Source organism: Streptococcus sp. 17.1 (assembly GCF_016648655.1).
Lineage (GTDB): Bacteria > Bacillota > Bacilli > Lactobacillales > Streptococcaceae > Streptococcus > Streptococcus salivarius_E.
The window spans coordinates 67,892-83,228 of sequence record NZ_JACLQM010000003.1 but is presented as its reverse complement, the minus strand read 5'-3'; the positions used below and the strand labels follow the sequence as shown (position 1 = coordinate 83,228).

The 15,337-nt window shown below is 37.5% G+C and carries 16 protein-coding genes; 11 read left to right on the top strand and 5 right to left on the bottom strand.

The genetic code is table 11. From position 1 onward, the window contains the following. The first annotated feature begins 69 nt into the window (after window positions 1–69). The 11 genes from H7T99_RS03060 to radC all read left to right on the top strand — a co-directional run bounded on the left by H7T99_RS03060 (window position 70) and on the right by radC (window position 11,170). Window positions 70–765: a glycosyltransferase family 2 protein gene (locus H7T99_RS03060; RefSeq protein WP_175063106.1), complete on the top strand. Its 696-nt coding sequence runs from the start codon at window positions 70–72 to the stop codon at window positions 763–765. Between the two features lie 5 nt (window positions 766–770). Beyond that, window positions 771–1,103 (top strand): DUF2304 domain-containing protein, encoded by a 333-nt coding sequence (locus H7T99_RS03055; protein WP_011226332.1) that lies wholly within the window; start codon window positions 771–773, stop codon window positions 1,101–1,103. After that, window positions 1,096–2,373 (top strand): lipopolysaccharide biosynthesis protein, encoded by a 1,278-nt coding sequence (locus tag H7T99_RS03050; RefSeq protein ID WP_175063026.1) that lies wholly within the window; start codon window positions 1,096–1,098, stop codon window positions 2,371–2,373. Before H7T99_RS03055 ends, H7T99_RS03050 begins: the two co-directional genes overlap by 8 nt. Beyond that, entirely contained in the window at window positions 2,370–3,380 is a 1,011-nt protein-coding gene (locus H7T99_RS03045) for a glycosyltransferase family 2 protein (protein ID WP_175063025.1), read from the top strand. Before H7T99_RS03050 ends, H7T99_RS03045 begins: the two co-directional genes overlap by 4 nt. A 107-nt stretch (window positions 3,381–3,487) precedes the next feature. Then, the gene (gene cps2T / locus H7T99_RS03040) at window positions 3,488–4,636 is read left to right on the top strand and encodes a beta 1-4 rhamnosyltransferase Cps2T (RefSeq protein ID WP_195950524.1); all 1,149 of its coding nucleotides are present in this window, start codon (window positions 3,488–3,490) and stop codon (window positions 4,634–4,636) included. Continuing rightward, on the top strand, window positions 4,633–5,589 hold the full coding sequence (locus H7T99_RS03035; RefSeq protein ID WP_195950525.1) for a glycosyltransferase family 2 protein: 957 nt from the start codon (window positions 4,633–4,635) through the stop codon (window positions 5,587–5,589). The genes cps2T and H7T99_RS03035 overlap by 4 nt, the downstream gene beginning before the upstream one ends. Continuing rightward, the gene (locus H7T99_RS03030; protein WP_037611841.1) at window positions 5,573–6,382 is read left to right on the top strand and encodes an ABC transporter permease; all 810 of its coding nucleotides are present in this window, start codon (window positions 5,573–5,575) and stop codon (window positions 6,380–6,382) included. The genes H7T99_RS03035 and H7T99_RS03030 overlap by 17 nt, the downstream gene beginning before the upstream one ends. Then, window positions 6,382–7,587 (top strand): ABC transporter ATP-binding protein, encoded by a 1,206-nt coding sequence (locus H7T99_RS03025; protein ID WP_048673726.1) that lies wholly within the window; start codon window positions 6,382–6,384, stop codon window positions 7,585–7,587. The genes H7T99_RS03030 and H7T99_RS03025 overlap by 1 nt, the downstream gene beginning before the upstream one ends. A gap of 19 nt (window positions 7,588–7,606) precedes the next feature. Continuing rightward, complete coding sequence (locus H7T99_RS03020) at window positions 7,607–8,653, top strand: glycosyltransferase family 2 protein (protein WP_195950526.1); 1,047 nt, start codon at window positions 7,607–7,609, stop codon at window positions 8,651–8,653. Further along, window positions 8,650–10,434, top strand: coding sequence for a rhamnan synthesis F family protein (locus H7T99_RS03015; RefSeq protein WP_195950527.1), 1,785 nt, complete (start codon window positions 8,650–8,652; stop codon window positions 10,432–10,434). Before H7T99_RS03020 ends, H7T99_RS03015 begins: the two co-directional genes overlap by 4 nt. A 49-nt stretch (window positions 10,435–10,483) precedes the next feature. Beyond that, entirely contained in the window at window positions 10,484–11,170 is a 687-nt protein-coding gene (gene radC / locus H7T99_RS03010) for a RadC family protein (protein ID WP_049545259.1), read from the top strand. 57 nt (window positions 11,171–11,227) lie between these two features. On the opposite strand, the gene H7T99_RS03005 is transcribed toward radC, so the two are convergent. From H7T99_RS03005 to H7T99_RS02985, 5 genes are all read right to left on the bottom strand, one after another. Beyond that, the gene (locus H7T99_RS03005; protein ID WP_014634832.1) at window positions 11,228–11,923 is read right to left on the bottom strand and encodes a gamma-glutamyl-gamma-aminobutyrate hydrolase family protein; all 696 of its coding nucleotides are present in this window, start codon (window positions 11,921–11,923) and stop codon (window positions 11,228–11,230) included. After that, window positions 11,916–12,575 (bottom strand): redox-sensing transcriptional repressor Rex, encoded by a 660-nt coding sequence (locus tag H7T99_RS03000; protein WP_049545260.1) that lies wholly within the window; start codon window positions 12,573–12,575, stop codon window positions 11,916–11,918. The genes H7T99_RS03005 and H7T99_RS03000 overlap by 8 nt, the downstream gene beginning before the upstream one ends. 142 nt (window positions 12,576–12,717) lie before the next feature. Beyond that, a complete protein-coding gene (locus H7T99_RS02995; RefSeq protein ID WP_002884733.1) occupies window positions 12,718–13,065 on the bottom strand; it encodes a DUF1831 domain-containing protein in 348 nt (115 codons plus the stop codon). Between the two features lies 1 nt (window position 13,066). Continuing rightward, complete coding sequence (locus H7T99_RS02990; protein WP_049545261.1) at window positions 13,067–14,179, bottom strand: cysteine desulfurase family protein; 1,113 nt, start codon at window positions 14,177–14,179, stop codon at window positions 13,067–13,069. Window positions 14,180–14,182: 3 nt separating this feature from the next. Next, a complete protein-coding gene (locus H7T99_RS02985; RefSeq protein ID WP_049545262.1) occupies window positions 14,183–15,154 on the bottom strand; it encodes a ribose-phosphate diphosphokinase in 972 nt (323 codons plus the stop codon). Between the last annotated feature and the right edge of the window lie 183 nt (window positions 15,155–15,337).

The window sequence follows — 15,337 nt, the reverse complement described above, 5'->3', positions numbered from 1 at the left end:
AAGGTCAGTTAAATAGATTTGAATGTATTTGACTGACCTTTTTAATAGGGTTTTCAGGAGAAACTACGTATAAAGATGTCAGATTTACTCATTATTATCCCAGCCTATAACGAAGAAGGCTCAATTGAAAATGTTGTTAACAACATCATTCAAAATTATCCTCAATATGACTACGTTATTATAAATGACGGTTCACGTGACAAGACTTCACAAATTTGCCATCACAATCATTACAATATAGTCGATTTGCCAGTGAATCTCGGTCTTGCTGGGGCTTTTCAAACAGGTTTAAGATATGCATATGAGCATGGTTATAAAAAAGCGGTTCAATTTGATGCAGATGGTCAACATTTACCTGAATATATTCAAAGTTTGGAAGAGAAAATCAATGATGGCTTTGATCTAGTTATTGGTTCTCGATTTGTTACAGAGAAACGACCAAATTCTTTACGAATGTTAGGTAATATCTTAATTAGTTCAGCTATCAAACTTACCACAGGTAAGACAATTAAGGACCCAACTTCAGGAATGAGAATGTTCTCAGAAGATTTAATTAAAGAGTTTGCACTCAATATTAACTATGGTCCAGAGCCAGATACCGTTTCTTATCTCATCCGTAATGGTGTAAAAGTTGCGGAAGCGCAAGTTAGAATGGAAGATAGACAAGCGGGAGAAAGTTATTTGACCCTTTCTCGTTCTATCAAATATATGACACACATGTTTGTGTCAATCCTACTCATTCAAAACTTTAGAAAGCGAGGCTAGATGCCATGACTATTTGGTTTCAAATTGTTCTAATTTTTGTATCTCTAGCGACAGTTACCTTCATTCTTAGAGGGATTCGAAAATCTCAAGTACAAATCAACGATTCACTATTTTGGATTTTCTTCTCACTGGTATTACTTGTATTTAGTGTCTTTCCAAAATTAGCTGAGATCATTGCGAGAGCATTAGGAATTGTTTCGGCGGTAAACTTTATTTTCCTTTTTATCATTTTCCTTCTACTGATTAATCAATATCAATTAACAGTTCGCTTGTCTAAACTTGATACAAAGTTTAAAAACTTAGTTCAAACAATTGCCTTGAGAGGGAAAGATGAGTAAAAAAAGTCAGCTTCCAGATGCAAAAACGATATATTTTTGGAATTTGCTTGGAAATTTAGCAGCATCAGGTGTATCGGTTTTATATCTTTTAATCGTTACTCGATTGACTTCGGCGTCTCTGGCTGACCAATTTAGTTTGGTATGGTCTATCGGGACTCTCTGGGTAGTTATCGGTCTTTTTCAAGTTCGAAATTATCATGGAACAGATGTAAGGCAGAAGCATTCGTTTAGAGCGTACTTTCAAGCCCGTATTCTGACGATACTTGCAATGATAGTAACACTATTACCTTATTTAAAGATAATAGGAGGAAATAGATATACCTCGTCTGTTATTTTAATGGCGTTTCTGATGATTTTATATCGAGCTTGGGATTCAGTTTCTGATCTTTTTCAGGGGTTGTTTCAACAACGTGAGCGTATGGATATTGCAGGGAAGACCATGTTCTATCGTTATTCGACTAGTACGGTGGTCTTGTTTCTTGCTTTACTTATTTCAAAATCTCTTATTACATCCTTGCTAGCCTTGACCATTTGGAATGGACTTTTTATTTTATTATATGAGTTTAGGTTTGTTCATCACTTCGAATCAATTAATTGGAGAGGAGTATTTGACCTAAGGAAGATTCATGAGTCTCTGGATATCCTTAAGGAGTGTTTCCCACTTTTCTTGAACGGTTTCATACTACTTTATGTTTTGAATGAGCCTAAATTAATCATTGAGCGAGGTTTATCTGAGGGAGTATTAAAAACAGGAATGCAAAGAGATTTCAATATTCTCTTCATGCCTGTCTTTTTCATGAGCCTTATTATTCTAATGGTTCGTCCTTTGATTACACAACTTGCTTTTTTGTATGTGGACAAAGAATACGAGAAGTTTGATTCGATTATCAAAAAACTTTTGCTTTATATCATAGGTGGTGGGTTACTAGTAGTTTGTTTAGCTTATTTACTAGGAGTCCAAGTATTAGGACTGGTCTTTGGATTAGATTTAGCATCTTATCAGGTACCATTTGCAATTTTGATTTTAGCTGGAGTTTTATACGCTGTCGCGATTATTTTTGAAAATATCCTTACTATTATGCGAAAGCAACATCTACTGATTGCTATTTATGTTGCTATGTTGGTTGTTACTTTATTAATTACTAAGATGTTTATCTATTCGTGGGGAATGCTTGGTGCTTCGTTAGCATTTTTAGTAGTTATGATTGTGTATGTGTTTGGTATTTCAATTATCTATTTTAGAGAAAGAATTAAAGAGAGAAGACAATGACTTACGATTTGACTGTAATTATTCCAGTATATAATACTGAAAAATATCTACGAAGATGTTTAGAAAGCATTGTAAATCAAGATGATATTGAAAAGTGTTCCCTTAAGGTAATTTGTATAAATGATGGGAGTACTGATGGATCTCAAAAAATAATAGAGGAATTTGTTGAGAAATATCCTTATATAGAGATTTTTAATAAAGAAAATGGTGGGTTAGCTGATGTCAGAAATACTGGCTTACAGTTTATCCACGATAGTCTTTATACTGTGTCCCTTGATTCAGATGATTTTTGGGATAGATCTTTTTTAACAGAGTTTAACAAATATAAATCAAGTAACTATGATTTAATATTTTTCGATATTAATTTAGTCGACTATGAAGGAAATCTGGTAAAAGAATTAATTGTTAATCCTAAATTTGATAAATATGATAAGAAAAAAGATTTCATGGTTGTTAAACATGCTGCATGGTCGAAGATTTGTAGGACCGACCTATACGATAACATTACTTTTCCCAAAGGTAAGTTATACGAGGACCTTGCAGTTATGCCTTATTTAACTAGTAGAGCTGAGAAAATCCATTATATTCAGAAACCACTTATTAATTATGTTATTAATACTCCAGGGTCAATTATGAATTCAAGTAAATCTAATATCTTTGATATTTATGACTCGTTAACTCATCTGTTTAATTTATTTGGAAATCATTTTGAGGAGTATAAGAATGAACTACAATATTTAGCAATTGAGCATTTATGTGTTGGTCATACGTATCGTTTGTTGAATTACCCTGAGGCTACAAAACAAGATTTTAAAGATATTGTTATCTTTATGGAAAAATATTTTGGAAAACATTGGGATAAAAATAAGTATGTTAAACGTGGTGTTCAAAAAGTAAATATCAATTCATCCTTATCCTACGTTGTTCCATTCTTTTTGAAGTTTTTGAAATACGGTGAGGGAGTTAATCTTTATGCTGTAAAAAGAGTTCTATCTTTCAAAAAATAAATAGTTTTTTAAGCAGTCCTTAGTGGCTGCTTTTCTGTTTGCATTAGGCAAAAGCCTTGTAAAATGGTATAATTGATTAGATTATAGACTTGTTAGAAAGGGGATTTATGCAACACGTATTCATTATCGGAAGTCGTGGACTTCCAGCAAAATACGGTGGTTTTGAGACATTTGTAGATCAATTAGTCTCCAACCAAGTTTCATCCCAGATTAAATACCATGTTGCCTGCCTTTCTGATCAAAAGGCCTATGAGCATTTCGAATATAAGGGTGTAGATTGTTTCACGATTAAGGCTCCGAAATTAGGACCGGCTCGCGTTATTGCCTATGATATGATGGCTATTAATTACGCTTTGAAGATAATCCATGGGGAAAATATAGAAGAACCGATTTTCTATGTTCTAGGAAATACTATAGGTGCTTTTGTGGCTCCCTTTGCTACTAAGATTCATAAAATTGGTGGTAAATTCTACATTAATCCAGATGGTTTGGAGTGGAAACGAGCTAAGTGGCCCAAACCAGTACAAGCTTATCTAAAGTACTCTGAGAAAGTAATGACAAGACATGCTGACTTAGTTATCTCGGATAATCCAGGAATTGAAACCTATATTCAAGGAGCCTATCCGTGGTCTAAGACGACTTACATTGCCTATGGAACCGATTTATCACCGACAACACTGACACGTCAGGATGCCAAAGTAAGAGATATTTACAAGATGTGGAATACTTACGAGAAAAACTATTATTTGATTCTTGGTCGTTTTGTTCCAGAAAATAACTATGAAACGGCCATTCGTGAGTTTATGAGTTCCTCAACAAAACGTGATTTAATTATTATTTGTAATCATGAGGGCAATGCTTATTTCGAGGAATTACGTTCCAAGACACAGTTTGATACGGATCCACGTGTGAAGTTTGTTGGAACAGTTTATGATCAAAACCTATTAAAATATATTCGCAAAGAAGCTTTTGCCTATATTCATGGTCATGAAGTTGGAGGAACCAACCCTGGCCTACTGGAAGCTATGGCACAAACTGATTTGAATTTAGTATTAGGAGTCTCATTTAACCAGTCAGTAGCTAAAGATACAGCTCGTTACTGGAAAAAGGATGAGGGCAATCTGTCGCATTTGATTGATCAAGTAGATGGTGTTTTAGATTACTCTGAACTAGGTAAGTTAGCTAAGGAGAACATGGAACAGAACTTTACTTGGGAAAAAATTGTAGGTGAGTACGAGGAGCTATTTTTATCATGAAAGTAAATATCTTACTGTCAACCTACAATGGTGAGCAGTATTTAGCAGAACAAGTGAAGAGTATCCAAGAGCAAACCTATCAGGAGTGGGAACTTCTCATACGTGACGATGGTTCATCTGATGGCACAGTTGAAATTATTAAACAACTGGCTGCACGAGATTCACGTATTAACTTTATCAATGAGAATCATGTTGAAAACGTTGGTGTAATCAAAAGTTTCCATGCCCTACTTAAGCATGGGGAGGCAGACCTATACTGTTTCAGTGACCAGGATGATTTTTGGCTTCCTGAAAAAATCTCACTTCAAGTGGCAGAAGCCAAAAAGTATTCTCAGGATAAACCTTTACTCATTTACACAGATTTAAAGGTAGTAGATGAAAATTTATCTGTCCTGCATGAGAGTATGATTCGTACTCAGTCTGACCATGCGAATACTGAGCTGATTCAAGAGTTGACTGAAAATACAGTGACTGGTGGCGTTGCTATGATTAACCATGCTTTAGCAGAACTATGGACTGGTGAGGAAAAGCATGATTTGCTGATGCATGACTGGTATCTGGGTTTGTTAGCTTCAGCCTTTGGTAACTTAGTCTATATTGATGAACCAACTGAGCTTTATCGTCAGCATAGCAGTAATGTCCTTGGAGCACGAACTTTGCGAAAGCGGATGAAAAATTGGATTAGACCCCATGTCCTTTTTGCCAAATATTGGAGTCTTATTAAAGCTAGCCAAGACCAGGCTAGAAATTTGCTAGAACTCCCGTTAAGTTCACAGAATAAGGAAATCATTGAAAACTTTGTAACAATTATGGATGCTCCATTTAGAGAACGTTTAGCACGTATCCGAAAATACGGTTATCGAAAAAATAGAGCTTTTCACACAACTGTGTTTACGACATTGATTCTTACAAAGTTTGCATATAGAGGAGAGAAAGATGTTAGACTTTTTTAGTCAGAAAAATCGTATTTTGTTACGAGAAATGGTTAAAACCGATTTCAAATTGCGCTATCAAGGTAGTTTAATCGGTCATTTGTGGTCTATTTTGAAACCACTTATGCTCTTTACAATTATGTACCTGGTATTTGTTCGCTTCTTACGTTTTGATGATGGAACACCACACTATGCCATTGGCCTCTTAATCGGTATGGTTACATGGAGTTTCTTTTCAGAAGCGACGAGTATGGGGATGATGTCAATTGTATCAAGGGGTGACTTGTTACGAAAATTGAATTTTTCGAAAGAGATTATCGTCATTTCATCTGTTGTTGGGGCTTCAATTAACTATATTATCAACCTACTTGTTGTCTTTGTTTTTGCCTTGGTAAACGGTGTTAATTTTTCAGTTGGATGGTTGACAGTTATTCCATTATTTGCGGAACTTTTCCTTTTCTCAGCTGGTATTGCCTTTGTTTTAGCAACACTCTTTGTTAAGTACCGTGATATTGGTCCGATTTGGGAAGTAGTTATGCAAGCTGGTATGTATGCGACACCCATTATCTATTCGTTGACATTTATTTTGCAACGTGGACAAGTTAAGATTGCAAAACTGATGATGTTGAATCCTTTAGCACAAATTATTCAGGACTTGCGACACTTTATTGTCTTCTCAGGTAGCTTACGTGGTTGGGATTTAATTGGTCATAAGGCTATTGCTATTATTCCGTATTTCTTACCACTTGTTATCTTTGCTATTGGTTACTACATTTTCCATCATCAAGCTAAAAAATTCGCGGAGATTCTCTAATGACAGAAAAGAAAATTGCAGTTAAAGTGGACCATGTAAGTAAGTTTTTCAAATTACCGGTTGAGTCTACTCAAAGTCTTAGAACTGCCTTAGTAAATAGATTTAAAGGAATCAAAGGCTATAAAGAACAACATGTCTTGAAAGACATTGACTTCGAAGTTGAGGAAGGTGATTTCTTCGGAATCGTGGGACGAAATGGTTCAGGGAAATCAACATTATTGAAGATTATTTCTCAAATTTATGTTCCTGAACAAGGGACGGTTACCGTAAATGGCAAAATGGTTTCATTTATTGAACTTGGTGTCGGTTTCAACCCTGAATTAACTGGACGAGAGAATGTTTATATGAATGGAGCCATGCTTGGCTTTACGACGGCAGAAGTTGATGCCATGTATGATGAGATTGTTGAGTTCGCAGAGCTTGAAGATTTTATGAACCAGAAACTCAAGAACTACTCGTCTGGTATGCAGGTCCGTTTGGCTTTCTCTGTGGCTATCAAGGCACAGGGTGATGTTCTTATCCTTGACGAGGTTCTTGCAGTAGGTGATGAAGCCTTCCAACGTAAGTGTAATGACTACTTTATGGAACGTAAGAAATCAGGGAAAACAACAATTCTTGTAACCCATGATATGGGGGCTGTTAAGAAGTACTGTAACAAGGCTATTTTGATTGAGGACGGGTACATTAAAGCAAAAGGCGAGCCTAGAGACGTTGCCAATCAATATAGTTTTGACAATACAGAGCAAGTAATCACTTCAGAGCAATCAGGAATTGAAAGAAGTGGTTCAGTTGTGGAAAATCTGAAGTTATCACTATTGTCTTCTAAGAGAGCGACACCCAATGAACCAATTTCATTTGATTTGACGTATACTCTGCTAGAAGATGTGCCTACTTATATTGCTATCTCATTTACAGATATTGATCGTAATATTTGGATTTATAATGATAATACGATGGACAATTTAACAAGTGGCAAGGGTGATGTTAAAGTAAACTATCAGTGTTCACTAGCAGGATTAAACGATATTAAGTTAAAACTTGAAATTACTGTAAGGGATGCGAATAACCAAGTTCTAGCCTTTCTTCCGGCTGATGAGATTCCAGTTATTGTTCTAAATAGGGATGATATTGATGAAGATGACGAGTCAGCCAAAGATTCTGCAACTGGTATTATTCAAAGAAATGGGAAGTGGAGTTTTTCTTAAGAGAAAAAGGGAAGTTTGAATGAAAGTATCGATTATTTGTACCAATTATAATAAGGGGGATTGGGTACGAGAGGCTATGGATAGCTTTCTCAATCAGAAAACAAATTTTGATTTCGAGATTATTATCATTGATGATGCTTCAACAGATCATTCGTATGAGATTATTCAAGAGTATCAAAATAAGTTTCCTGAAAAAGTTAGAACTTTTCGTAATGAAGTGAATCTTGGCATTACTAGAACTTGGAAAAAAGTTTGCCAAGAAGCTAAGGGTCAATACATCGCGAGATGTGATAGTGATGATTTTTGGACGGACCCATTTAAACTTCAAAAGCAAGTTGATTTGCTAGATGCTTCAACGGATTCACTATGGTCAAATACCGAATTTGACATGGTAGACCTAGACGGAAATCTTATCCAAAAAGATGCCTTTGCAAATAAGGCACTCCCTTTGATTGATTCTTACGAAGAGATGCTTGTCATGAAAGGAATGACAATGGCTTCAACCTGGTTGGTTGATACCGCTCTTATGCAAGATGTATCTGCTCAAATTAGCGATACAGCTGCAGACGATACATTTGAGTTGCAACTTGAATTATTCAAACGCACTAAAATTTCTTTTTTGAGTGATTCCACTACTGTATATCGTATGAATTTGGGATCTGATTCAAAACCTATGACATTGGAGACTGCTGAAAGGCGGTTCACTGGTATCTTAGATTCTCAAATTAAATATCTCAACAAGTATCCAGATCAGGATATTCAAAGAATTTCACACTTGGCTCTTGTTAAGGATCGTGATTTGGATATCTTAGTTTTTAAAAAAGACCGTCAGATAGAAGACTTGAATTTGAAACTAAATCAGGTATCACAGATTTCTCATGACCAAAACGAATATATTGAAGTTTTGAAAAAAGAGAAAGAAGAGTTACGTTCTGATCTGACTAGTGAGTTGAATCGTATACAGAGTTTATATGATGACTTACAAATCCAATATAACAGTGTTGTTACTTCGAGAAGATGGACAATACCAACTAAAATTATTAATTTCTTTAGGAGAAGTAAATGAAACGTCTATTGTTTTATGTTCATTTCAATAAATATGATCATATTAGTCGACATGTATTTTATCAACTTGAACATATGAGACCCTTGTTTGATAAATTGGTTTTTATTTCAAACAGTCGTCTTAGTGAAAGTGAAGTACAAAAGCTTCGTGATAAACACTTGATTGATGATTTTATCCAACGTGAGAATAAAGGTTACGATTTTGCTGCTTGGCATGATGGTATGGAATTTGTTGGATTTGATAACTTGAAACAGTATGATTCTGTCACTGTTATGAATGATACCTGTTTTGGTCCTCTATGGGATATGGCACCAATCTATGATAAATATGAATCAAACTCAAATGTAGATTTTTGGGGTATGACTAATCATCAAGGAATCAAAGCTGGTGATATTTATATTCATGAACATTTGCAATCTTACTTTATTTCATTTAAAAAACGTTTAGTTGAATCTAGTGTTTTCCAAAAGTTTTGGAAATCAGTTGAGAGTTTCGAAGATGTTCAAAAGGTAATCGATAATTATGAAACTCTTTATACCAAGAAGTTTATGGATGCTGGATTTAAGTATGAATCGATTCTTAATACGATTCCACTAAATGATAAGTTTTTCCATAGTAATTTTACAATTCATTATCCTCATGTTTTGCTTGATGCAGGGGTTCCATTTATTAAGGTTAAGACATTTGATTTAACCCAGCACCTTGCACCTTATTTGCTTAAGGAAATTGAGAATAGAACGGACTATCCGGTAGAATTCATTTTGTCACACATGTCGGATATGAGTTTACCGACTCCACCTTATTTACTTGATCGCAAAGTCATTGAGGAAAGCTCAGAGACATATTCAGACACTAAAAAAATTGCTGTACATCTTCACACCTACTATGTCGACTTACTCGAAGACTTTTTGAAGCAATTTGAGAATTTTCACTTTACTTATGACCTCTTCTTAACAACGGATTCTGAAGAGAAGAAGGAAGAGATTCAGTCTATCCTTGATAAGAATGGAAAAGTAGCTCGAATCTTTATTACTGGGAATCGTGGACGTGATGTTATTCCAATGCTTAAGTTGAAAGATGAACTTTCTGCTTATGATTATATTGGACATTTCCATACGAAAAAATCACCAGAATACCCTTATTGGGTTGGAGATTCATGGCGAAATGAACTTTTCTCAATGTTAATTCAACCTGCTGATAATATTATTGCAAATCTAGAACGTGATGATAGGTTAGGGCTTGTAATTGCTGATATTCCAACTTTCTTCCGTTATACTAAAATTGTGGATCCTTGGAATGAGAATCGTTTTGCCGAAGGAATGAATGATTTATGGGAGCGTATGAATCTTGGTCGAGAAATTGACTTTGATAAGATGAATACTTTTATCATGAGTTATGGAACATTTATTTGGTTTAAATATGATGCTTTGAAACCGTTGTTTGACCTTGATTTGCAAGATGAAGAAATCCCAGCAGAACCAATTCCTCAACATACCATTTTGCATTCAATTGAGCGTATTCTAGTTTACCTCGCATGGGCAAGACGTTATGATTATGCGATTGCAAAAAACGATATCTATATTACGCCTTTTGTAGATAATGTTGTGTTAAATATCCGACCTGATACTTTACCAAATACCTATATTAATTTTGATAATATCGGTGGTATAAAAGGTGCTCTCAAATATATTATTGTAGGTCCAGGAACTGCTGTGAAGTATATTTTGAGAAGAATAAAACGTAGATTTACATCCAAGAGTAGTAAAAATACTATGAAATAGTAATTATCCCCCTCCCACTTACGAATAGGTAAGTAGGAGGTTTTTTCTTATGTATAGTATTGTATCTGAGGAGTCGGGACTTTTGCCTCGTGAGCGACTCTTACAGAAGGGTGCAGAGGTTTTATCGGACCAGGAGTTGTTGGCGATAGTGCTGCGAACAGGGACCAAGTCTGAGTCGGTCTTATCTATGGCTAATCGTATTTTGAAAGGGATGACGAGTTTGGCGGATTTGTCTCGCTTGTCCCTGAATGAGCTTCAGGAGATTCCTGGTATTGGGCGTGTGAAGTCTATTGAGCTGAAGGCTATGGTGGAGTTGGCTAAGCGGATTGAGAAGGCTGAGTTGGCTCGTTCCGAGCAGATTATGTCCAGTCAGCAGGTGGCCCGTCGTATGATGTTGGATATTGGGGACAAGCCTCAGGAGCATCTGGTGGCTATCTATTTGGATACGCAGAATCGTATTATTCAGCAAAAGACGGTCTTTATTGGTGGTGTTCGACGTTCGATTGCTGAGCCACGTGAGATTTTGCATTATGCCTGTCATCTGATGGCAACGTCTTTGATTGTGGTTCACAATCATCCGTCAGGTGAGGCCTATCCTAGTCGTAATGATATTGATTTTACTCAAAAGATTAAGCGGTCCTGTGACGACTTAGGGATTTGTCTGCTTGATCATCTGATTGTTGGCAAATCGACCTATTATTCTTTTCGTGAGGAGAGGGAGGATTTTGAGCTTTAGATTGAGCCGATGGAAAAAAGACAAGAGAAAAGCAACTGAGTGCAGTCTCAGTTGCTTTTAAAGTTCGTTAACGACGTATTCAAAGAGTTTGAGGTCTTCTTCACGTTTGTCTAGGAGAAGCTCTGGGTGCCACTGTACACCAAGAAAGCGAAGGTCTGGACTATTTGACTCAACAGCTTCGACTGTGTTGTCCTCAGGATCACGCGCAATGACACGAAGGTCAGAGGCCAAGTGTTTGATACTTTGATGGTGGAAGGAGTTGATAGAGGTTTCACTTCCGTAGATTTCTGCCAACTTACTGTTCTCATCAACAATCATCTCATGGTAGAGGTAATCAGACGGCTTGTCCTGCCAGTGATGCTCAATATCTTGATGGAGGCTACCACCTAGTGCGACGTTCATGAGTTGGGTTCCACGACAGATTGAAAAGATGGGTTTCTTCTGCTTAGTGGCTTCCTCGATGAGTGCCATTTCAAAGATATCCCGTTCGAGGAAGAAGTCATCTTCACTGGCATGGTTCTCTTCGTTGTAGAATTTAGGGTCAACGTTTTGCCCACCGATCAGGATAAGCTTATCAATCATGGAGATGTAGGTCTTGGCTTCCGAAGGATCGGATACTGGTAGTAGGATTGCTAGGCCACCGGCTCTTTGAACTCCTTCTACAAAGCCAGATGGGGCATAGGACCAGTTGATGTCTTCATGGGCTGGATTAGGCCTTACATTGGCAGTGATTCCGATAATTGGTTTAGTCATTGTTTCTCCTTGATTTTTCTTCTTCTTTCATGAAATAGAGTAGGGTTTGTAGTTCGCTAGTCAAGTCTACATATTGGACCACCACATGGCGTGGAAGATTGAGGTTAACTGGAGAGAAGCAGAGAATGCCTTCAATTCCGGCATCAACCAAAAGATCAGCCACCTCCTGAGCCTTAACTGATGGCACTGTCAGGATGGCTGTTTTGATATCTTCTTGAGCGATTTTCTCCTTGATTTGAGAGATACCATAGATAGGGATCTTATCTTCGGTTTGTGTCCCTACTAATTCATTATCATCTGTATCAAAAGCCATGACCAGCTGCATGCGATTGCGCTCTTGAAAACGGTAGTGGAGGAGGGCACGCCCGACATTCCCAACACCTACGAGGAGTACCTTGGTAGTCGCATTGTCATTAAGGAGTTCAGCGAAAAATGTCATTAGCTTATTCACATCATAACCAAAGCCACGACGACCTAGCTCACCAAAGTAGGAGAAGTCTCGACGAACAGTGGCAGGGTCAATCCCAATAGCTTCAGCAATTTGTTTAGAGCTTGCTTTGTCGATATTTTCACGATGGAATCGCTTGAAAATACGATAGTAGAGAGAGAGACGTTTGGCAGTGGCGTTTGGGATGTTTTTCTCAAATGTCATTGATCGCTTTCCTTTCTTCAATTAGTATGATTCTCTTATATTTTAAGAAAAGTTTGTGAAGATTGCAACAAAATAGTGTAGATGAGGCGATATAAAAAACCTATCACAAGGATAGGCTATTTCTATGTATTAAGAAAGAAGTTTAGACTTCTTCTTGCTCGAAAACGTTACGATCAACCAAACTCTGCATCAAGAAATAGAATTTCTCTTGCAAGATGTGATGATCTTCATTTTTAAAGATATTAACGTTACGAAGGCCAGATTTGTCTGTAATCGACAATTTGAAACCAGTCAAGTCTTTGTTAATAGTGATTTTGAGTGGGAAACCTTCGCCTGAGTTAGGCACTTTTTCGAGAAGGCGGTGCAACTCGTAGTTTCCGATTTTATTTTGCACAAAAGTCGTATCACGTAGGGTGAATTTTTTGACATTAGGACTGATGGTGTAACGGTATTTACAGTCAGTCAAATGAATGCTTTTTTCAAATGCCATGTTAGTCTCCTATGATTTGATTAAGTTTTTCTGCTAGAGCTTGGAGTTCTTCAGCGGTATTTTCCTCTGATAAACTAATGCGAATAGCTGTTTTTAACTTGTCAGAATCCTTGCCATAGAGGGCTTGGATGACGTGGCTAGGGTCAACAGTTCCAGCAGTACAAGCAGAACCTGTTGAGACGGCAAAGCCAGCTAGGTCTAACAAGGTTAAGAGAGGGCCATTTTCCTTACCAGGAAAACTTATGTTGATGACGTGAGGTAGGCTAGATTCTCCACCATTAATTTCATAAGGAACGGTAAGGGTATCTAGAAAGGCCTGACGAATCTTTTCAACATGCTGGTAATTGTCTTGGTAGTGGTCGCTAGCATGTTTGTAAGCAGCGGTCATACCTGCAATGCCGACCAGATTTTCAGTGCTGGCACGACGTTTTTCCTCTTGTTCACCACCATGGAGTAGGTTGTCAAAATGCAAATCGTTATGATAGAGCAAGCCAACACCTTTAGGTCCGTGGAATTTATGGGCACTAATAGAGAGAAAATCAGCTCCAAGTTGCTCTGGATGAATAGGAAGTTTTCCTGCTACCTGAACGGCATCGACGTGGAAGGCAGCTTGGTGATTGGCAAGCAAGTCACCAATTTCCTTGATAGGAAGCAATTGGCCGGTCTCGTTATTGGCATACATAACAGAAACCAGAATGGTATCGTCACGTAAGGCATCAGCGATTTGTTGGGCAGTAATGACTTGATTTTCTGGTTGAATATAGGTTATTTCAAAACCAAAACGCTCTTCCAAGTAGGCCATGGTGTGAAGGACAGAGTGGTGTTCAATAGCAGTTGTAATCAGGTGTTTGCCTTTAGCTTGATTGGCTAGGGCATAACCTTTGATAGCTGTATTGTTTCCTTCAGTCCCACCAGAAGTGAAAATGAGTTTACGAGCAGGGACTTCAAATTGGTTGGCCATTTCTTCACGGGCTTCACGAAGTTCCTTGGAAGCTTGACGACCATAAGCATGGAGGCTGGATGGATTTCCAAAGGTTTCAGTCATGACATGTGTCATAGCTGAGATAGCAGCAGTATTTAAAGGAGTTGTTGCTGCATTGTCCAAATAAACCATAGCTTAGTCCTCGTTTGCAGTGTAAGCAAAGAGTGGGCTAAGTGGTTGACGTTCGAAAATACGAGTAGTAGCGTTAGCGATTAGCTCACTTGCTGAAATGTATTTAACGTTTGTTGGAACTTTTTCTTTAGTCGCAACTGAATCTGTCACCAAGATTTCTTTAATTGGAGCAGCGTTGAGGACTTCAGCAGCACCTCCTGCAAAGAGACCGTGACTAGCAACTGCATAGATGTCTTTAACGCCACCACGTTCAAGGATTTTAGCAGCTTCTGCAAATGTTTTACCAGTATTAAGGATATCATCAACCAAGATTGCTGTTTTTCCTTCAACCTCACCGATGATGTAGCCTTCTTCACGTTCTGAATCATCTTGAGCGTAGTCAATGATAGCGATTGGTGCATCAAGGTATTCCGCCAAGCTACGAGCACGTTTAACACCTGAGTTTTTAGGGCTAACAACGACAACATCACTTCCTGTGAATCCTTTTTCGTTGTAGTATTCAGCAAACAATGGCATTGTGAAGAGGTTATCTACTGGGATGTCGAAGAAACCTTGAACTTGGACAGCGTGAAGGTCAAGTGTCAAGAGACGATTGACACCAGCTTTAACCAGCATATTGGCAATCAATTTAGCAGTGATTGGTTCACGTGAAGCAGCGATACGGTCTTGACGTGCATAACCAAAGTAAGGCATAACCACGTTGACAGAGTTAGCACTGGCACGTTTGCAGGCATCAATCATGATGAGCAATTCCCAAAGGTGGTCGTTAACAGGGTTGCTTGTAGATTGGATGATATAAATATCGTCCCCACGAACAGACTCTTCGATATTGATCATGATTTCACCGTCAGAAAATTGACGTGAAGATACTTTACCAAGTGGCAATCCGGTAGCCTCAGCAATTTTTTCAGCAATTTCTGGGTTTGAGCTGAGCGAGAACAATTTCAATTGTGGGTTTGCTTTTTGATGTACCATGACGATGGTGACTCCTTTAAAAAAATAAGATGCTAAGCCCAGTTAGGGCTATTGTAATAAAACTACAGATAGTTCTATTTTAGCAAAAAGAAGCAGAAATTTCAGCCATCAAAGTATGATATTAGTGAAAAATACCGAACCTTTGTTAGATAAAATTCCTTTGTATGCGTTTTTAGACCTCTG

What these genes read in the sequence shown, in the direction of transcription:
- H7T99_RS03055 (WP_011226332.1), top strand. Translation starts at nt 771, where the DNA reads ATGACTATTTGGTTTCAAATTGTTCTAATTTTTGTATCTCTAGCGACA.
- H7T99_RS03050 (WP_175063026.1), top strand. Translation starts at nt 1,096, where the DNA reads ATGAGTAAAAAAAGTCAGCTTCCAGATGCAAAAACGATATATTTTTGG.
- H7T99_RS03045 (WP_175063025.1), top strand. Translation starts at nt 2,370, where the DNA reads ATGACTTACGATTTGACTGTAATTATTCCAGTATATAATACTGAAAAA.
- cps2T (WP_195950524.1), top strand. Translation starts at nt 3,488, where the DNA reads ATGCAACACGTATTCATTATCGGAAGTCGTGGACTTCCAGCAAAATAC.
- H7T99_RS03035 (WP_195950525.1), top strand. Translation starts at nt 4,633, where the DNA reads ATGAAAGTAAATATCTTACTGTCAACCTACAATGGTGAGCAGTATTTA.
- H7T99_RS03030 (WP_037611841.1), top strand. Translation starts at nt 5,573, where the DNA reads ATGTTAGACTTTTTTAGTCAGAAAAATCGTATTTTGTTACGAGAAATG.
- H7T99_RS03025 (WP_048673726.1), top strand. Translation starts at nt 6,382, where the DNA reads ATGACAGAAAAGAAAATTGCAGTTAAAGTGGACCATGTAAGTAAGTTT.
- H7T99_RS03020 (WP_195950526.1), top strand. Translation starts at nt 7,607, where the DNA reads ATGAAAGTATCGATTATTTGTACCAATTATAATAAGGGGGATTGGGTA.
- H7T99_RS03015 (WP_195950527.1), top strand. Translation starts at nt 8,650, where the DNA reads ATGAAACGTCTATTGTTTTATGTTCATTTCAATAAATATGATCATATT.
- radC (WP_049545259.1), top strand. Translation starts at nt 10,484, where the DNA reads ATGTATAGTATTGTATCTGAGGAGTCGGGACTTTTGCCTCGTGAGCGA.
- H7T99_RS03005 (WP_014634832.1), bottom strand. Translation starts at nt 11,923, where the DNA reads ATGACTAAACCAATTATCGGAATCACTGCCAATGTAAGGCCTAATCCA.
- H7T99_RS03000 (WP_049545260.1), bottom strand. Translation starts at nt 12,575, where the DNA reads ATGACATTTGAGAAAAACATCCCAAACGCCACTGCCAAACGTCTCTCT.
- H7T99_RS02995 (WP_002884733.1), bottom strand. Translation starts at nt 13,065, where the DNA reads ATGGCATTTGAAAAAAGCATTCATTTGACTGACTGTAAATACCGTTAC.
- H7T99_RS02990 (WP_049545261.1), bottom strand. Translation starts at nt 14,179, where the DNA reads ATGGTTTATTTGGACAATGCAGCAACAACTCCTTTAAATACTGCTGCT.
- H7T99_RS02985 (WP_049545262.1), bottom strand. Translation starts at nt 15,154, where the DNA reads ATGGTACATCAAAAAGCAAACCCACAATTGAAATTGTTCTCGCTCAGC.